This window comes from Streptomyces sp. O3, from assembly GCF_054788135.1.
The window spans coordinates 15705-31942 of sequence record NZ_JBTVYK010000025.1; the positions used below are offsets into that span (position 1 = coordinate 15705).

A 16238-nucleotide genomic window follows, 5' to 3' on the forward strand; every position below is an offset into this window, starting at 1 on the left:
CCATGACCACGAGAACGACCACGGCGTCGACTACGGCGTCGACCGCGCCCGTCCTGGAGATCGACGGGCTCGGCGTACGGCTCCCCGACGGGCAGGCCGCCCGGCCCGTCCTGGACGGGGTGAGCCTGACCGTACGGCCCGGCGAGACCGTCGGCCTGGTCGGCGAGTCCGGCTCCGGCAAGTCGGTCGCCTGCCGCAGCGTCCTCGGACTGCTGCCACGGGGCGCCCGCGCCAGCGGGCAGGTCCGGGTCTCGGGCCGGGACGTCCTGACCCTGCCGCCGAGGGAACTGGCCGCGCTGCGGGCCCGCGAGGTGGCCATGGTCTTCCAGGACCCGCGCGCCTGTGTCAACCCGCTGCGCCGCGTCGGCGACTTCCTCACCGAGGGGCTGCGCGCCGCGGGCGCGCCCGCCGACCGGGCCACCGCCCGCGCCGGGGAACTCCTCGACGCCGTCGGCGTCCGCGACCCGCGCGGGACGCTGCGCCGCCACCCGCACCAGCTCTCCGGCGGCATGCTCCAGCGAGTGGTCATCGCCGCCGCCCTCGCCGCCGAACCGGCCCTGCTCGTCGCCGACGAGCCGACCACCGCCCTCGACGTCACCACCCAGGCCGAGGTCATCGCGATCCTGGCCCGGCTGCGGGCCGAGCGGGGCACCGGCATGCTGTTCGTCACCCACGACCTGGAGCTGGCCTCGGCGATCTGCGACCGGGTGTACGTGATGTACGCGGGCCGGATCGTCGAGACCCGGTCCACGGACGCGCTCTTCGACAACCCCCGTCACCCGTACACGGCGGGACTGCTGGCCTGCACCCCGCGCATCGAGGCGGGCGCGCCCGCGCCCCGGCCGATTCCGGGCCTGCCCGTCTCGCTGGCCGAGGCCCCGCCCGGCTGCGCCTTCGCCGCGCGCTGCGCCCACGCGGTGCCGCGCTGCGCGCGGGAGCGGCCCGAACTGGCGCCGTGCGGCGACGGGCTGGCGGCCTGCCTCCGCGCCGAGGAAGGAATCACGCTGTGAAGGCCGCGAACGCTGTGAATGCCGGGAACGCCGTGAATGCTAGGAACGCCGTGAATGCTGTGAACACTGCGAGCGAAGGACTGGTGGTCGAGGGGCTGCGCAAGCGGTACGGGGATCACACGGCCGTCGACGGGGTGTCGTTCGCGCTGCCGCCGGGCGGCTCGCTCGCGCTCGTGGGAGAGTCCGGCAGCGGCAAGACGACGACGGTCCGGATGCTCGTGGGCCTGGAGCGCGCGGACGGCGGCACGGTCCGCCTGGACGGCCGGGACCGCTCGGCCCGCGCCCGCGGCCGGGCCGAACGGCTCGCACGGGCACGGGAGATTCAGATGGTCTTCCAGGACCCCTATCTGTCCCTCGATCCGCGGGTGACGGTGAGCGGCTGTCTGGACGAGGTACTGCGCCTGCACACCGGCCTCGACGGGTCCGCGCGCCGGGTCCGGGTCGCCGAACTCCTCGACCAGGTGGGCCTCGGCGCCCGCGAGGCGGCGGCCCTGCCGCGCGGGCTGTCCGGCGGGCAGCGCCAGCGCGTGGCGATCGCGCGGGCGATCGCGGTGGAGCCTCGGGTGCTGGTCCTGGATGAGGCGGTGGCCGCGCTCGACGTGTCGATCCAGGCGCAGATCCTCGACCTGCTGCGCGAGATCCGCGCGGCGGCGGGGATCGGCTATGTGTTCGTGACCCACGACCTGGCGGTCGTACGGCACATCGCGGACGAGGTGCTGGTCCTCAGGTCGGGCACGGTGCTGGAGTACGGCCCCGTGGAGCGGGTGCTCGACGCGCCGGAACACCCGTACACCCGGCTGCTGCTCGACTCGGTGCCGAGGCGCGGGTGGACACCGGCGGGCGCGGGCGGCTGAGGGCCGCGCCCGGTGGGCGTGGCCGTCAGTCAGGTCCCCGCGCTCAGGACAGGGCGCGCCAGGTGTGCTGCAAGGCCCGCCGGAACGCCTCGACTTCCGCCGGGTCCAGGTCGGCGACCATGCGTTCCTCAAGCCCGCGGGCCGGTTCGGCGTACGCGTCGAGCAGTCGCCGCCCCGCGTCAGCCAGCAGAATGAGGCGCTCCCGGCGGTTGTCCGGGTTCGGCTCGCGGCGGATCAGGCCACGGCTCTCCAGCGCGCGGACCATGTCCGCCATGGTCTGGGCGGTGACGAAGGAGTCGCGGGCCAGCTGGGCGGCGGAGATCCCGTCGTGCCGCTCCAGGACGGTGAGCGCGGTGTACTGCAGGGCGGTGATGCCCGCGGGCTTGACGAGCTCCTCCAGGCGGGCGCGCACCGCCAGTTCGGTCCGCTTGACCAGGTAGAGCAGCGAGGTGCTCACGTTCGTCCTCCTGTGGTGACGCCGGATGGATGGCGGGTGGATGGCAGGTGGATGGCAGGTACACCCTAGGTCATTGACAGGAATCCTGTTGATCGTCGAGACTGTCATTCATCAGGATTCCTGTCGATCTCGGCCGTGTGCCGATGCTCTCGGCATCCCCTCCACCCCACCCCACCCCACCCACCCCTCACTCACGAGAGGCACCCTCCATGGACCTGCACGGGAAAGTCGCCGTCGTCACCGGCAGCGGACGCGGCCTCGGCCTCGGATACGCCCGCGCCCTCGCCGCCGCCGGCGCCGCCGTCGTCGTCAACGACGTCGACCAGGACACGGTCGACGCGGCCGTCGCCGCCATCCGGTCCGCGGGGGGCACGGCGACCGGGGCCGTCGCGGCCGTCGGCGACAGCGCGGCGGCCCAGCACCTGGTCGACACGGCCGTGCGGGAGTTCGGGCGGCTGGACGTGCTCGTCACCAACGCGGGCGTCCTGCGCGACCGCGTGCTGTGGAAGATGACCGACGACGACTTCGACGACGTCGTCCGCGTCCACCTGCGCGGCACCTTCACCTGCGCCCGGGCGGCCGCGATCCGCATGCGGGAACAGGGCGCCGGCGGCCGGCTCGTCCTCATCTCTTCGCCCGCCGGGCAGCGCGGCAACTTCGGCCAGACCAACTACGCCGCCGCCAAGGCCGGAATCGTCGCCATGGCCCGCACCTGGGCCATGGAACTGGGCCGCGCGGGCATCACCGTCAACGCCGTCGTCCCGGTCGCCGCCACCGAGATGACCAAGACCGTTCCGGCCTTCGCCCCGGCCATCGAGGAGTCCGAGCGCACCGGCGCCCCGCTGCCGGACTGGCTGCGCAAGGACGAGGGTCTCGGCACCGTCGAGGACGTCGCCGGACTCATCGCCTTCCTGGCCTCCGACGCGTCCGAGGACGTGACCGGACAGGCCATCGGCGTCGGCGGCGACCGGCTGGCCCTGTGGGCGCACCCCAAGGAGAAGGCGGTCGCCTTCGCCGACGGCGGCTGGAGCTCCGAGGCGATCGCCGCCCAGTGGCCCGGCGGCGTCGGCGCCGAGCCCGAGACCTACGGCATCCCCGCGCCCCAGGCCCCGGAGGCGTGAGATGAGCGACCGGGTCTACGAACTCGCGCTCGACCTCGACCGGTTGACCGCCATCGACACGCACACGCACGCCGAGGTGTCCAAGGACGGCCACGGCGCGCTGAGCCCCGAGCTGTTCGGGGCCTCCGAGACGTACTTCAAGGCCCACGGCCACCGGCAGCCGACCATCGAGGAGATGGCCGACCACTACCGGGAGCGCGCCATGGCGGCGGTGGTGTTCACCGTCGACGCGGAACACGCCACCGGCCACCCGCGGATCTCCAACGAGGAGATCGCGGAGAGCTGCGCCGCCCACGCCGACGTGCTGATCCCGTTCGCCAGCGTCGACCCGCACAAGGGCCGCGCGGGCGTGCGGGAGGCCCGCCGCCTGGTGGAGGAGTACGGGGTGCGCGGGTTCAAGTTCCACCCCAGCATCCAGGCCTTCTCCCCGAACGACCCCCTCGCCTACCCGCTGTACGAGGCCATCGAGGAGCTCGGCGTGCCCGCGCTGTTCCACACCGGCCAGACCGGCATCGGCGCGGGCGTACCGGGCGGCGGCGGCATCCGGCTGCGGTACTCGAACCCCATGCTGGTCGACGATGTCGCCGTGGACTTCCCGGAGTTGCGGATCGTCCTCGCCCATCCGTCGTTCCCCTGGCAGGACGAGGCCCTGGCGGTGGCCACCCACAAGCCTCACGTGTACATCGACCTGTCCGGCTGGTCGCCGAAGTACTTCCCGCCGCAGCTCGTGCGGTACGCCAACACCCTGCTCAAGGACAAGGTCCTGTTCGGCTCCGACTACCCGGTCATCACGCCCGACCGGTGGCTCGCCGACTTCGCCGAGCTCGACATCAAGCCCGAGGTCCGGCCGAAGATCCTCAAGGAGAACGCCGCCCGGCTGCTCGGCCTGCGCACTGACTGAAGGAGCCGTCGTGTTCAACCAAGGCATCGGCTCCTGGCCCGCGCGCCGGGCCCGCAGGACGCCCGACCGTACCGCCCTCGTCCACGAGGACCGCGTCTGGACCTACCGCGAGCTGCACCAGCGCGTCCTGCGCCTCGCCCACGCCCTGCGCGCGCTCGGCGCGCGGCGCGGCGACCGGATCGCGTACCTGGGCCCCAACCATCCGGCGTTCCTGGAGACGCTGTTCGCCGCCGGTGCGCTCGGGGCGGTCTTCGTCCCGCTCAACACCCGGCTCGCGCCCCCGGAACTGGCGTACCACCTGGCCGATTCCGGCAGCGGCCTGCTGGTCCACGCGCCGGAACAGGCCGAGGCCGCCCGGATCGCCGCCGACGAGGCCGGGGTGGTGCGGCACCGGATCGCGCTCGCCGGGCCCGGTGACGGCGCCCTCGGCTACGACGAGCTGCTCGCCTGCAGCGGGACCGCGCCGCTGGACGAGGCCGTGGCCCCCGAAGACCCCTGCATGATCATGTACACCTCCGGGACCACGGGCCGCGCCAAGGGCGCCGTACTCTCCCACGCCAGCATCGTCTGGAACAGCGTCAACGTCCTCGTCGACACCGACCTCGCCACAGACGAGGTGACCCTCGTCGTGGCGCCGCTGTTCCACACCGCCGGTCTCAACATGACTTGCCTGCCGACCCTCCTGAAGGGCGGTCAGGTGGTGCTGCTCGGAGCCTTCGACGCCGAGCGGGTCCTGGACACCGTCGAACGGCGGCGCGTCACCTATATGTTCGGCGTGCCCACGATGTACGACGCGATGGCCGCCCTGCCCCGCTGGGCCACCACGGACCTGTCCAGCCTGCGCACCCTCAACTGCGGCGGCGCTCCGGTCCCGGCCCGCACCATCGCCGCGTACCTGGACCGCGGCCTGGCGTTCAGCCAGGGTTACGGCATGACCGAGGCATCCCCCGGCGTCCTCTTCCTGAGCAGGGAGGAGGCGTCGGCCAAGGCCGGGTCCGCCGGGGTGCCGCACTTCTTCACCGACACCCGCGTCGTACGGCCCGACGGCCGCGACGCCGGCCCCGGAGAGCGCGGCGAGATCCTCGTCGACGGCCCCCACCTCATGACCGGCTACTGGGACCGGCCCGAGGACACCGAGGCCGCCTTCGCCGACGGCGGCTGGCTGCGTACGGGGGACGTCGCCCTGCTCGACTCCGACGGCTACGCCTACATCGTCGACCGTGTGAAGGACATGTTCGTCTCGGGCGGCGAGAACGTCTATCCGGCCGAGGTGGAGGATGTGCTGCTCGGCCACCCCGCCGTCGACGAGTGCGCCGTCATCGGTGTGCCGGACCCGGTCTGGGGCGAGGTCGGCCGTGCCGTCGTCGTCCTCCGGCCCGGCGCGCGCGCTGACGGGCGTGAACTCCTCGGCCATCTCCGAGGCCAGCTCGCCAAGTACAAGATCCCCAAGTCCGTGGTCTTCGCGGACGCCCTGCCTCGCACGGCCTCCGGAAAGATCGTCAAACCCGCCGTACGCGACCGCTACGCGGGCGGCGGCCCCGCCAACCCGCCCCGCACGTAAGCCCGTTAGCCCGTTAGCACCCTCTGCCACCGAAAGGACCACATCACCATGCCTGCCACCGCCGACGGCCTCGACGCCCTCACGTCCCTCAGCGGAGCCGACCTCGGCCACACCGCCTGGCGGGAGATCACCCAGGAACGGGTGAACACCTTCGCCGACGCCACCGACGACCACCAGTGGATCCACACCGACCCCGAGAAGGCCAGGACCGGCCCCTTCGGCGGCCCCATCGCGCACGGCTACCTCACCCTCTCCCTCATCATTCCGATGTTCGGCGAGCTCCTGGACATCACCGGCGTCTCCATGAGCGTCAACTACGGCCTGGACAAGGTCCGTTTCCCCAGCCCCGTCCGGGTCGGCGCGAAGATCCGCCTGCACGGCGCCGTCGGCGCCGTGGAGAAGATCAAGGGCAACGGCGTGCAGATGCCGCTCACGTTCACCGTCGAGGTCGAGGGCAGCGACAAACCGGCCTGCGTGGCGCAGGCGGTCTACCGCCACTACGCCTGAGGGGACACCATGGACAAGGTCGTGGCCACCGCCGCACAGGCGGTGGCGGACATACCCGACGGCGCCTCCGTCGCGGTGGGCGGCTTCGGGCTCAGCGGAGTGCCGAAGGTCCTCATCCAGGCGCTGGCCGAGCAGGGGACGAGCGGGTTGCGTGTCGTGTCCAACAACTGCGGCGCGAACGGCGAGGGCCTCGCCGTGCTGCTGGCGGACGGCCGGATCGCCCGCGTCACCGGCTCGTACGTCGGCGCGAACAAGGAGTTCGCCCGCCAGTACCTGGCCGGTGAACTGGAGTTGGAGCTGATCCCCCAGGGCACTCTCGCCGAGCGCCTGCGGGCCGGAGGCGCCGGGATCCCCGCCTTCTACACTCCGGCGGGCATCGGCACCCTGGTGGCCGACGGCGGGCTGCCCTGGCGCTACGACGGCGCGGGCGGCGTCGCGGCGGCCTCGCCCGCCAAGGAGGTGCGGGTCTTCGACGGTGTCGAGTACGTGCTCGAACACGCCATCCGCACCGACTTCGCACTGGTGCGCGCCGCCGTCGGCGACCGGCACGGCAACCTCGTCTTCGCCAAGTCCGCCCGCAACTTCAACCCCCTCGCCGCCCAGGCGGGCCGCGTCACGCTCGCCGAGGTCGAGAAGCTCGTCGAACCCGGCGAGCTCGACCCGGACGCCGTGCACGTCCCCGGCGTCTTCGTCCAGCGCGTCATCGCGCTCACCCCGGACCAGGCCGCCGCCAAGGGCATCGAGAAGCGCACCACACGAAAGGCGCACCCCTGATGGCCTGGACACGCGAGGAGATGGCCGCGCGCGCGGCCCGTGAGCTGCGCGACGGCGAGTACGTCAACCTCGGGATCGGCCTGCCGACGCTGATCCCCGACCACCTGCCCGCCGGTGTCGAGGTGGTGCTGCACTCCGAGAACGGGATTCTGGGCACCGGCCCTTATCCGTCCGACGAGGATGTCGACCCGGATCTGATCAACGCGGGCAAGGAGACGGTCACCGTCCTGCCCGGAGCCTCGTACTTCGACTCCGCGCTGTCCTTCAGCGTGATCCGCGGCGGCCACATCGACACGGCGGTGCTCGGCGCCATGCAGGTCTCCGCACGCGGAGACCTGGCCAACTGGTCCGTCCCCGGCAAGATGGTCACCGGGATCGGCGGCGCGATGGACCTCGTACACGGGGCGCGCAGGGTCATCGTGACCATGTCCCACACGGCCAAGGACGGCAGCCCGAAGATCGTGACCGCATGCGACCTCCCGCTGACCGGCCGGGCCTGCGTGCAGCGCGTCATCACCGACCTCGGCGTCCTGGACGTGACCGCCGACGGACTGGCGCTGGTCGAGTGCGCCCCCGGTGTGAGCACGGCGCGGATCCTGGCGGCCACCGCCGCCGAGGTCCACGTACCCGAGGAGCTGCGATGACCACGCGTACCGTCTACGTCGTCGACGCCGTCCGCACCCCGGCCGGCCGGTACGGGGGCGCCCTGGCCGCCGTGCGCCCCGACGACCTCGCGGCCCACACGCTGCGGGAACTGGCCGCACGGACACCGGGCCTGGACGTCTCGCGGATCGACGACGTGTTCCTCGGGAACGCCAACGGCGCCGGTGAGGAGAACCGCGATGTCGGCCGGATGGCCGCACTCCTCGCCGGATGGCCGGTGACGGTCCCCGGCGTCACGGTGAACCGGCTGTGCGCCAGCGGCCTGGAGGCCGTGATCCAGGCCGCCAGGGCCATCGCCTGCTCGGACGCCTCCATCGCCGTGGCGGGCGGCGTGGAATCCATGTCCCGCGCCCCCTGGGTCCTGCCGAAGCCGGACCGCGCCTTTCCGGCGGGACACACCGAGATGTACTCCACCACCCTCGGCTGGCGGATGGTCAATCCCGCGATGGAACCGCAATGGACCGTCCCGCTCGGCGAGTCGGCCGAACTCATCGCCGACAAGCACGGCATCACACGCGAGCGGCAGGACGCCTTCGCGCTCTCCTCGCACCGCAAGGCGAGCGCCGCCCGAGCCGCTGGACTGTTCGACGCCGAGATCATCCCCGTCCCCGTACCGGGACGCACCGGCGAATCCGCCCTGGTCACCGACGACGAGTGCGTCCGCGAGGACGCGTCCGCCGCCGCCCTGGCCAGGCTCAAGCCGTCGTTCCGCGCCGACACGGGCACAGTCACGGCCGGAAACGCCTCGCCCCTCAACGACGGCGCCGCCGCCCTGCTCCTCACCGACGAGCAGGGGCTGAAGCACTGCGGACGCGAGCCCCTCGCCCGGATCAGCGCCAGCGCGGTCACCGCGCTCGCACCGCACTACTTCGGGCTCGGCCCCGTCGAGGCCGTCAACCGGGCCCTGGGCAAGGCGGACCGCGGGTTCGACGACCTCGACGTCCTGGAGCTCAACGAGGCGTTCGCCGCCCAGGTGCTCGGCTGTGTCGCCGAATGGCCCGAGTTCGACCCGGACGTGCTCAACCCCCTCGGCGGCGCCCTCGCCCTCGGCCACCCGCTCGGGGCCTCCGGCGCCCGTCTCGTCGGGACGGTCGCCCACCAGCTGGCCCGCAGAGGCTCGGGCACGGGAGTAGCCGCCCTGTGCGTCGGCGTCGGCCAGGGCCTCGCCCTCGTACTCGAACGCTGACCCCCGACCGACCGGCGAAGGCCCGATGAAAGCCAGTGCAGCCGATGAAAGCTGAGTGAGATATGACGAAACCCCTCCCGGAGAACATGACACAGCGGGAGATCGACGCCGCTGTGTCCCACGCCCAGGCAGCGGCCGCGTCCCCCGACCACCCGCCGCGCGACTTCCCCCCGTACCGCGGCAGCGCGCTCCGCCACCCCCAGCGGCCGCCCGTCCCGCTCCAGGACCCGGAAGCGGTGGAGCTGACCGGACCCGTCTTCGGGAACGCCGACGTGACGGCCCTGGACCGGGATCTCACCAGGCAGCATCCGGGCGAACCGCTCGGCGAACGCATCACCGTCACCGGACGGGTACTCGACCGCCGGGGCCGCCCCGTCCGCGGCCAGCTGGTGGAGATATGGCAGGCCAACGCCTCCGGCCGGTACGCGCACCAGCTCGACCAGCACCCGGCGCCGCTCGACCGGAACTTCACCGGCTTCGGCCGCTGCCTGACCGACGACGACGGCGGCTACTCCTTCACCACCGTCAGGCCCGGCGCCTACCCCTGGCGCAACCACGTCAACGCCTGGCGGCCCGCGCACATCCACTTCTCCCTGTTCGGTGAGGCGTTCGCCCAGCGGCTGGTCACCCAGATGTACTTCCCCGGCGATCCGCTGTTCCCCTACGACCCGATCCTGCAGTCCGTCACCGAGCAGTCCGCGCGCGACCGGCTGGTCGCCTCCTACGACCACGACCTGTCCAGCCCTCAATGGTCGCTCGGCTACCGCTGGGACATCGTCCTCGACGGGCCGTCGGCCACCTGGTGCGAGGAAGGACGCGACTGATGACCGCACTCCTGCCCCCCACGCCCTCCCAGACCGTCGGTCCCTTCTACGGCTACGCCCTGCCGTTCCCCGGCGGTGGTGACATCGCACCGCCCGGACACCCGGAGGCGATCACCGTCCACGGCTATGTGTACGACGGCGCCGGAGCACCGGTGCCCGACGCGCTCGTCGAGATATGGCAGGCCGACCCGACCGGCTCGACCGCCGGGGCGCCCGGTTCACTGCGGCACGACCCGGTCACCGGCAGGGCGGCGGGCCGGGACGGCGTCCGCTTCACCGGGTACGGCCGGGTGGCGACGGGCGCCGACGGGCACTGGTCCGTCCGGACGCTCGCCCCCGGCGCGCACGCGGAGGGCGCCACCCCGTACCTGGCGGTCGTCGTGTTCGCCCGTGGTCTGCTCCACCACCTGCACACCCGCATCCACCTGCCCGAGCAGGCCGCCGCGCTCGCCGCCGATCCGGTGCTGGGCGCCCTGCCGCCGGAGCGGCGTGCGACGCTGCTCGCCGCGCGGGAAGGGGACCGGCTCCACCGGTTCGACATCCGGCTGCAGGGCGAAGAGGAGACGGTCTTCCTTGAACTCCGCTGAGCACCCCGCTGAGAACTCCGCCGACGACTCCGCCGCGAACTCCGCTGGTTCCTGCGACTCCACCGCGTTCGCCGACCCGTTGGACGGCGCCGACGTCGGGCTGCTCGCCCCGGTACGAGCGGATTCCCCCGCCGAGCGCGCCACCGGAGACCTCGCGTTCCTCCAGGCCATGCTGGACGCCGAAGCCGCGCTCACCCGTGCCCAGGCCCGGCTCGGCCTCGCGCCCGCGGCGGCCGCGTCGGCCGCCGACGCGGCCGCCGACGCCTCGCGTTACCGCCTCGGGGACCTCGCGGCGCAGGCCCGCCAGGGCGGCAACCCGGTCATCCCCCTGGTCACCGCGCTCCGAGCGGCGGTGGGCCCGGCGGCGGCCGACCATGTGCACCGCGGCGCCACCAGCCAGGACATCCTCGACACCGCCGCCATGCTGGTCGCCCGCCGTACCCTCGCCGTCGTGCTGGCCGACCTGGACCGCACCGCCGCCGCGCTGGCCGCCCTGGCACAGGCGCACCGGGGCACCCCGATGCCCGCCCGTACCCTCACCCAGCACGCGGTGCCCACGACGTTCGGGCTCAAGGCGGCGGGCTGGTACCGCCTCGTCGCCGACGCCGTGCGCAGGCTCACCGCCGTACGGGACGGTCTCCCGGCCCAGCTGGGCGGCGCGGGCGGCACCCTCGCCGCGTTCGCCGAGCAGTCCACCGCCGACACCGCCCTGGAACTCCTGACCGCCTACGCCGACGAGACCGGCCTGGCCGAACCCGCACTGCCGTGGCACACCCTGCGCACCCCGGTGGCCGACATCGCCGGAGCACTCGCCTTCACCGCCGGGGCGCTCGGCAAGCTCGCCGCCGACGTGCTCGTCATGGCCCGCACCGAGATCGGAGAGGTACGCGAGGCGGCGGGCGGCGGATCGTCGGCGATGCCGCACAAGGGCAACCCCGTCTCCGCGACGCTGATCGCGTCGGCCGCGCGCCAGGTTCCCGCCCTGGCCTCCGTGCTGTTCGGGTCGCTCGCCGCCGAGGACGAACGCCCCGCGGGGGCCTGGCACGCCGAGTGGGCGCCCCTTCGCGAGGCCCTGCGTCTGACCGGCGGCGCGGCCCGCTGCGCCGCCGCGCTGACGGCGGGCCTGCGCCCGGATCCCGCCCGGATGCGCGCCAACCTCGCGCGCACCGGCGACCTGATCGTCTCGGAACGCGTCGCCGTCGCCCTCGCACCCCACATCGGACAGGCGCGAGCACGCTCCCTCGTCACCCAAGCCGCCGCGGCGGCGAGCGCACCCGCGATCGTCACCGAGGCCGCGGCACCGGCCGCGGACGGGAACACCCCGCTCACCGGCCGCCTGCGCGACCTGCCCGAACTGTCCCGTATCCCGCGGCCGGTCTGGCTCGATCTCGCCGACCCGGCCCGCTATCCGGGCTGCGCCCGGCTCCTCGTCGACCGCGCGCTCACCGACCCCGCCCAGGAACACCCATGATCCAGCTCCATCACCGGCTCGACGGCCCGGACCACGGCACGCCGCTGATCCTCGGCCCCTCACTCGGCACCTCGCTGGCCGTGTGGGAGCCCCAACTGAGCGCGCTCACCCGCCAGCACCGCGTGCTCCGCTTCGATCTGCCCGGCCACGGAGCCTCCCCGGCCCCCGCCCCCGCTCCCGCCCCCGGCCCCGGCCCCGGCCCCGGCGACCGTACGACCACGGTCACCGAGTCCGCCGACGGCACCACGGTCGGCGAGCTGGCGTCACTCGTGCTCGACCTCGCCGACCGCCATGGCTGGGACACCTTCCGCTATGCGGGCATCTCGCTGGGCGGCGCGATCGGCGCCCACCTCGCCGCACACCGTCCCGAGCGGGTCTCCTCGCTGGCGCTGGTCTGCTCATCCGCCCGCTTCGGTGACCCGGCCGCCTGGCGGCAGCGCGCCGACCGGGTACGGGCGGAGGGCACCGCCCACCTCGTGGGCGCCTCGGCACAACGCTGGTTCGCGGACCCGTCCCGCGCCGGGACGCTCGCCGGCAAGGCGCTCCTGGGCGATCTCGCCGACGCCGACCCGGACGGCTACGCCGCCTGCTGCGACGCGCTCGCCACGTACGACCTGCGCGCGGAGCTGTCCAAGGTCACCGCACCCACCCTGGTCATCGCGGGCCGCGAGGACCCCGCCACGCCGCCTGCCCACGGCCGGGAACTCGCCGACGGCATCCCCGGCGCCGCGCTCACGGAGCTTCCCGGCGCCGCACACCTCGCGGGCGTCGACCGGCCCGACGCCGTGGCGGCGGCCCTGCTGACCCACTTCGGCGGCGAAGGAACCCGCGCGGCGGGCGAGTCGGTCCGGCGGGCCGTGCTCGGCGACGCCCACGTCGACCGGTCCGCCGCCCGCACCACGTCGTTCACCGCCGCGTTCCAGGAGTTCATCACCCGCTACGCGTGGGGGGAGATCTGGACCCGCCCCGGCCTCGACCGGCGCACCCGCAGCTGCGTCACCCTCACCGCTCTGGTCGCCCACGGCCACCACGACGAGCTGGCCCTGCACATCCGCGCCGCCCTCACCAACGGCCTGACCCCGGACGAGATCGGTGAGGTGCTCCTCCAGACGGCCGTCTACTGCGGTGTCCCGGCCGCCAACTCCGCCTTCGCCGTCGCCCAGCGGGTCCTGGGCGACGCCCTCCCCGCCCTCCCCAAGGAGTGACCCACCCATGCCCCTCCCCCTCCCCCGCCACACCCGGATCGCCATCGTCGGCGCGGGCCCTTCCGGGCTGCTCCTCGCCCGCCTGCTGCACCGGGCCGGAATCGACTGCGCCGTCCTGGAGAGCCGCGACCGCGCCTACGTCGAACAGCGCCAGCGCGCGGGCATCCTGGAGCAGAGCACCGTCGACACCCTCCGTACGGCCGGAGCCGCCGACCGGCTGCACCGCGAGGGCATCGCGCACGACGGGATCGAACTCCGCTTCGACGGCCGCCGCCACCGCGTCGACTTCCCCTCCCTGACCGGCGGCCGCCGGGTGTGGGTGTACGCCCAGACCGAGGTCGTCAAGGACCTCATCGCGCTCCAGCTCAAGGACGGCCCGCCGCTGTACTTCGACGCACCGGTCCGCGCGGTCGAGCACGCCGACACCGACCGCCCCGCCGTCCACTACACCCACCAGGGCCAGGACCGCGTCCTCACCTGTGACTACGTCGTCGGGTGCGACGGCTACCACGGCGTGGTCCGCCGAGCCGTCCCCGCAGGCGCCACCCGTGTCCACGAACGGACCTACCCGTACTCGTGGCTGGGCGTACTCGCCGACGCCCCACCCGTCTACGACGAGCTGATATACGCCCACTCCGAGCACGGCTTCGCTCTCGCCAGCATGCGCTCACCCGAGGTCAGCCGCCTCTACCTGCAAGTCCCCAACGGCGAAGACCCGGCGGCCTGGCCGGACCAGCGGATCTGGGACGAGCTGGACCGCAGGCTGGGCGCCGACGCCGACTGGCGGCTCCACCGCGGCCCCATCACGGCCAAGTCCGTGCTGCCCATGCGCAGTTCCGTCACCGAGCCGATGCGCTACGGCCGCGTCCTGCTGGCCGGTGACGCGGCCCACATCGTGCCGCCGACCGGAGCCAAGGGCCTCAACCTCGCCGCCTCCGACGTCACCGTGCTGGCCGACGCCTTCAGGGAGCTGTACGGGAACGGCGCCACCGCACCGCTGGACGCGTACTCGGACACCTGCCTGCGCCGGGTCTGGCGGGCCGAGCACTTCTCGTACGCCATGACGACCACCCTGCACACCGCGCCCGGCGACTCCTCGTTCGACTCCCGCCTGCAACTCGCCCAGCTGGACCGCATCGTCCGTTCACCGCACGCCGCCGCCGAGCTCGCGGAGAACTACACCGGCACCGCGCTGTCCTGAACACCTCCGAACGTCGCTGTGATGCGGTTGGTGCTGCAGCGGAGTTTCCGTAGGAGACGCCAGCTCTTCAGGGCGGCCATGGCCTGCTCGCCGGGGCAGCGGATCTTGGCGTGTGTGCTGTTGTGGCGGCACCACCACCGCTTGAGGCGACGGCCGCGGAAGGGCGCCCGGATAGAGCCGTCGGCGCCCTGGTATGCCTTGTCGGCCCAGCACTTGAGGTCGGTGTCGGTGAGTGCTTCGACGATGCCGTGGGTGCGGACAGCGGTCAGGGCGTGGGTGGAGCCGGGCAACGCGGGAGAGGCCCACAGCAGGCGGCCGAACGGGTCGGTGAGGACTTGGACGTTCATGCCGTGGCGCTAGCGGTATGCGGTCGCGATGCCGATACCGAACCCGGCGGCGAGCTGGGCGTAGGTGTCACCGCACCGCAGATGGGCCAGGCAAGGAGAGCCTGACGGCCGACGGTCAGACGCCGCCACCGGGTCCCGACCTCCCCTCGCCGGGCAACGAGTAGTCCGGTCAGATACCGCAGGGTGCGACTGGACAGGTCGATCGACGACGGGTAGACAAGCACACGAAGCTCCTGGCGGACGGTGGATCTTGGTCGAACCCGCTACCAGGAGCTTCGTCGTTCCGCAGATCCACCCAACACGCAGCCAGCGCCGTCAGGTTAGAAACGGCTCCCTCAACCGATAAAGAAGCTGGTCCACCCAACATATTGGGCGGACCAGCTTCGGTAAAGATGATGAGGATTCCGTCACGTGATGCCGGTCCAACTCGTAGAGGTCATGCGATCTTTCAGCCCCGAGTCGTCATACAACCGGAGCGTGAACTTCTCTCCCTCGGGAATGTCGAAGTCGAAGACCCGCTTGTCGACCTTCGATCCCGTGCCCGGCGGGTGGAGGGTCTGGGCGCGCTGCCACTTGCCGTTCCGGGTGAAGTTGATACGAGCGTAGTACGTGTCGCCGTCGTTCGCCGTGTCATACAGCCAGAGCTTCTCGCCGTAGGGGTGGAACTCGACCTTCCCGAGGTAGTTGGACGGGGCAGGCTTCTTGGTGTCCCAGACGGGGATCTTGAAGCCCTTGCCGCCGTCGTCCTTCTGGAAGTACGTGTTGTCGAAGGGGTCTTCCCACACGCACTTGCAGACGCTGGTCCACTGGTAGCCCTCGTGGTTGTCGCCGTAGAATCCGACGACCACGCTCGACCCGTAGGCCTGTGCGGTTCCCGGTACGGCGACTGCCGCGGCCAGGGCGGAGCCCAGGACGGCGGTGGCGCGCAGAGCACGCTTGAGTATCAGCATCCTGTTCTTCCTTGTGTCGCCCAGACGGCTACTTGTAGGACTTCACGACGTTGCCGCTGTGGTTGACCAGGGTCTCCCAGGGCCGCTTGCCTCCGAAGCCGACCGGCTTCTGTTCCAACACGGGGCGGTCGCTGGTGCATTCGCCGCCCCACCAGGCACCGTAAATCTTGTAGTTGGTCTTCCTGTTGTTGAGCACGCCCTGAACATGCCGCAGGTCAGCCCACGATGCCTTGTTGGCGCTGGAGCGGTTGGTGTTGTAGTGGAGGCAGCCACGGAACAGTACGGTGCTGCTGCTGGTGTCGCTGGTGCCCTGGTCGACGGCCCGGCCGGAGAACCAGATGTGGTCGCCTCCGGGGTACTTGTTGCCGTTGTTGAAGATCGCGGTGCCGTAGGTATCGGCGTTGATGTCCCCGGAGGACGACTTCTTCAGGAAGTTGGAGGCGCTGCCCGGACCCCAGTTGTAGTCGTAGTAGCAAACCTTCCCGGACTTGCAGCTCCTGATAGTCGAGCTGGCAGCCTCTGCGGCGGTCGCGGTGGTGGCGAGGACCGCGAAGGCTACTGTGCCAGCCGCGAGGACGGTATGACGTGTACGCATGATGTTCCTGTTTCTGTGGTGCTC

At 72.4% G+C, this 16238-nt stretch carries 17 protein-coding genes and 1 pseudogene; 14 read left to right on the plus strand and 4 right to left on the minus strand.

Annotated elements, in window-relative coordinates:
* Nucleotides 1-2 precede the first annotated feature (2 nt).
* Nucleotides 3-1010 carry an ABC transporter ATP-binding protein gene (locus tag ACX6XY_RS14565; protein WP_460330171.1) on the plus strand — a complete coding sequence of 336 codons (1008 nt, stop codon included), beginning with the start codon at nt 3-5 and terminating at the stop codon, nt 1008-1010.
* A gap of 59 nt (nt 1011-1069) precedes the next feature.
* Nucleotides 1070-1864: an ABC transporter ATP-binding protein gene (locus tag ACX6XY_RS14570; protein WP_460330173.1), complete on the plus strand. Its 795-nt coding sequence runs from the start codon at nt 1070-1072 to the stop codon at nt 1862-1864.
* 43 nt (nt 1865-1907) lie between these two features.
* Here the strand turns inward: ACX6XY_RS14570 and ACX6XY_RS14575 are convergent, their stop codons facing one another.
* Nucleotides 1908-2321 (minus strand): MarR family winged helix-turn-helix transcriptional regulator, encoded by a 414-nt coding sequence (locus ACX6XY_RS14575; RefSeq protein WP_460330175.1) that lies wholly within the window; start codon nt 2319-2321, stop codon nt 1908-1910.
* 209 nt (nt 2322-2530) lie between these two features.
* Here ACX6XY_RS14575 and ACX6XY_RS14580 point away from each other — a divergent pair, with 209 nt between their 5' ends.
* The 12 genes from ACX6XY_RS14580 to ACX6XY_RS14635 all read left to right on the plus strand — a co-directional run bounded on the left by ACX6XY_RS14580 (nt 2531) and on the right by ACX6XY_RS14635 (nt 14322).
* On the plus strand, nt 2531-3442 hold the full coding sequence (locus ACX6XY_RS14580) for an SDR family oxidoreductase (protein ID WP_460330177.1): 912 nt from the start codon (nt 2531-2533) through the stop codon (nt 3440-3442).
* A gap of 1 nt (nt 3443) precedes the next feature.
* Entirely contained in the window at nt 3444-4343 is a 900-nt protein-coding gene (locus tag ACX6XY_RS14585; protein ID WP_460330179.1) for an amidohydrolase family protein, read from the plus strand.
* A gap of 10 nt (nt 4344-4353) precedes the next feature.
* Nucleotides 4354-5904, plus strand: a complete 1551-nt coding sequence (locus tag ACX6XY_RS14590) for an acyl-CoA synthetase (protein ID WP_460330181.1) — start codon at nt 4354-4356, stop codon at nt 5902-5904.
* Between the two features lie 48 nt (nt 5905-5952).
* Nucleotides 5953-6411, plus strand: coding sequence for a MaoC family dehydratase (locus ACX6XY_RS14595; protein ID WP_460330183.1), 459 nt, complete (start codon nt 5953-5955; stop codon nt 6409-6411).
* Nucleotides 6412-6420: 9 nt separating this feature from the next.
* Nucleotides 6421-7185 carry a CoA transferase subunit A gene (locus ACX6XY_RS14600; protein WP_460330185.1) on the plus strand — a complete coding sequence of 255 codons (765 nt, stop codon included), beginning with the start codon at nt 6421-6423 and terminating at the stop codon, nt 7183-7185.
* The gene (locus ACX6XY_RS14605; protein ID WP_460330187.1) at nt 7185-7829 is read left to right on the plus strand and encodes a 3-oxoacid CoA-transferase subunit B; all 645 of its coding nucleotides are present in this window, start codon (nt 7185-7187) and stop codon (nt 7827-7829) included. The genes ACX6XY_RS14600 and ACX6XY_RS14605 overlap by 1 nt, the downstream gene beginning before the upstream one ends.
* The gene (locus ACX6XY_RS14610) at nt 7826-9034 is read left to right on the plus strand and encodes a thiolase family protein (RefSeq protein WP_460330189.1); all 1209 of its coding nucleotides are present in this window, start codon (nt 7826-7828) and stop codon (nt 9032-9034) included. Before ACX6XY_RS14605 ends, ACX6XY_RS14610 begins: the two co-directional genes overlap by 4 nt.
* Before the next feature lie 62 nt (nt 9035-9096).
* Nucleotides 9097-9858, plus strand: coding sequence for a protocatechuate 3,4-dioxygenase subunit beta (pcaH, locus tag ACX6XY_RS14615; protein ID WP_460330191.1), 762 nt, complete (start codon nt 9097-9099; stop codon nt 9856-9858).
* A complete protein-coding gene (gene pcaG, locus ACX6XY_RS14620; protein WP_460330193.1) occupies nt 9858-10445 on the plus strand; it encodes a protocatechuate 3,4-dioxygenase subunit alpha in 588 nt (195 codons plus the stop codon). The genes pcaH and pcaG overlap by 1 nt, the downstream gene beginning before the upstream one ends.
* Before the next feature lie 79 nt (nt 10446-10524).
* Nucleotides 10525-11916, plus strand: coding sequence for a 3-carboxy-cis,cis-muconate cycloisomerase (pcaB, locus tag ACX6XY_RS14625; RefSeq protein ID WP_460330337.1), 1392 nt, complete (start codon nt 10525-10527; stop codon nt 11914-11916).
* Nucleotides 11913-13121, plus strand: a complete 1209-nt coding sequence (gene pcaDC, locus ACX6XY_RS14630) for a bifunctional 3-oxoadipate enol-lactonase/4-carboxymuconolactone decarboxylase PcaDC (RefSeq protein WP_460330195.1) — start codon at nt 11913-11915, stop codon at nt 13119-13121. Before pcaB ends, pcaDC begins: the two co-directional genes overlap by 4 nt.
* A gap of 7 nt (nt 13122-13128) precedes the next feature.
* On the plus strand, nt 13129-14322 hold the full coding sequence (locus ACX6XY_RS14635; protein WP_460330197.1) for a 4-hydroxybenzoate 3-monooxygenase: 1194 nt from the start codon (nt 13129-13131) through the stop codon (nt 14320-14322).
* Here the strand turns inward: ACX6XY_RS14635 and ACX6XY_RS14640 are convergent.
* From ACX6XY_RS14640 to ACX6XY_RS14650, 3 genes and pseudogenes are all read right to left on the minus strand, one after another.
* Nucleotides 14298-14893: pseudogene (locus tag ACX6XY_RS14640) on the minus strand (transposase family protein). The gene ACX6XY_RS14635 and the pseudogene ACX6XY_RS14640 overlap by 25 nt on opposite strands.
* 183 nt (nt 14894-15076) lie before the next feature.
* Nucleotides 15077-15619 carry a hypothetical protein gene (locus ACX6XY_RS14645; RefSeq protein WP_460330199.1) on the minus strand — a complete coding sequence of 181 codons (543 nt, stop codon included), beginning with the start codon at nt 15617-15619 and terminating at the stop codon, nt 15077-15079.
* A gap of 28 nt (nt 15620-15647) precedes the next feature.
* Nucleotides 15648-16214 carry a hypothetical protein gene (locus ACX6XY_RS14650; RefSeq protein WP_460330201.1) on the minus strand — a complete coding sequence of 189 codons (567 nt, stop codon included), beginning with the start codon at nt 16212-16214 and terminating at the stop codon, nt 15648-15650.
* Nucleotides 16215-16238 lie beyond the last annotated feature (24 nt).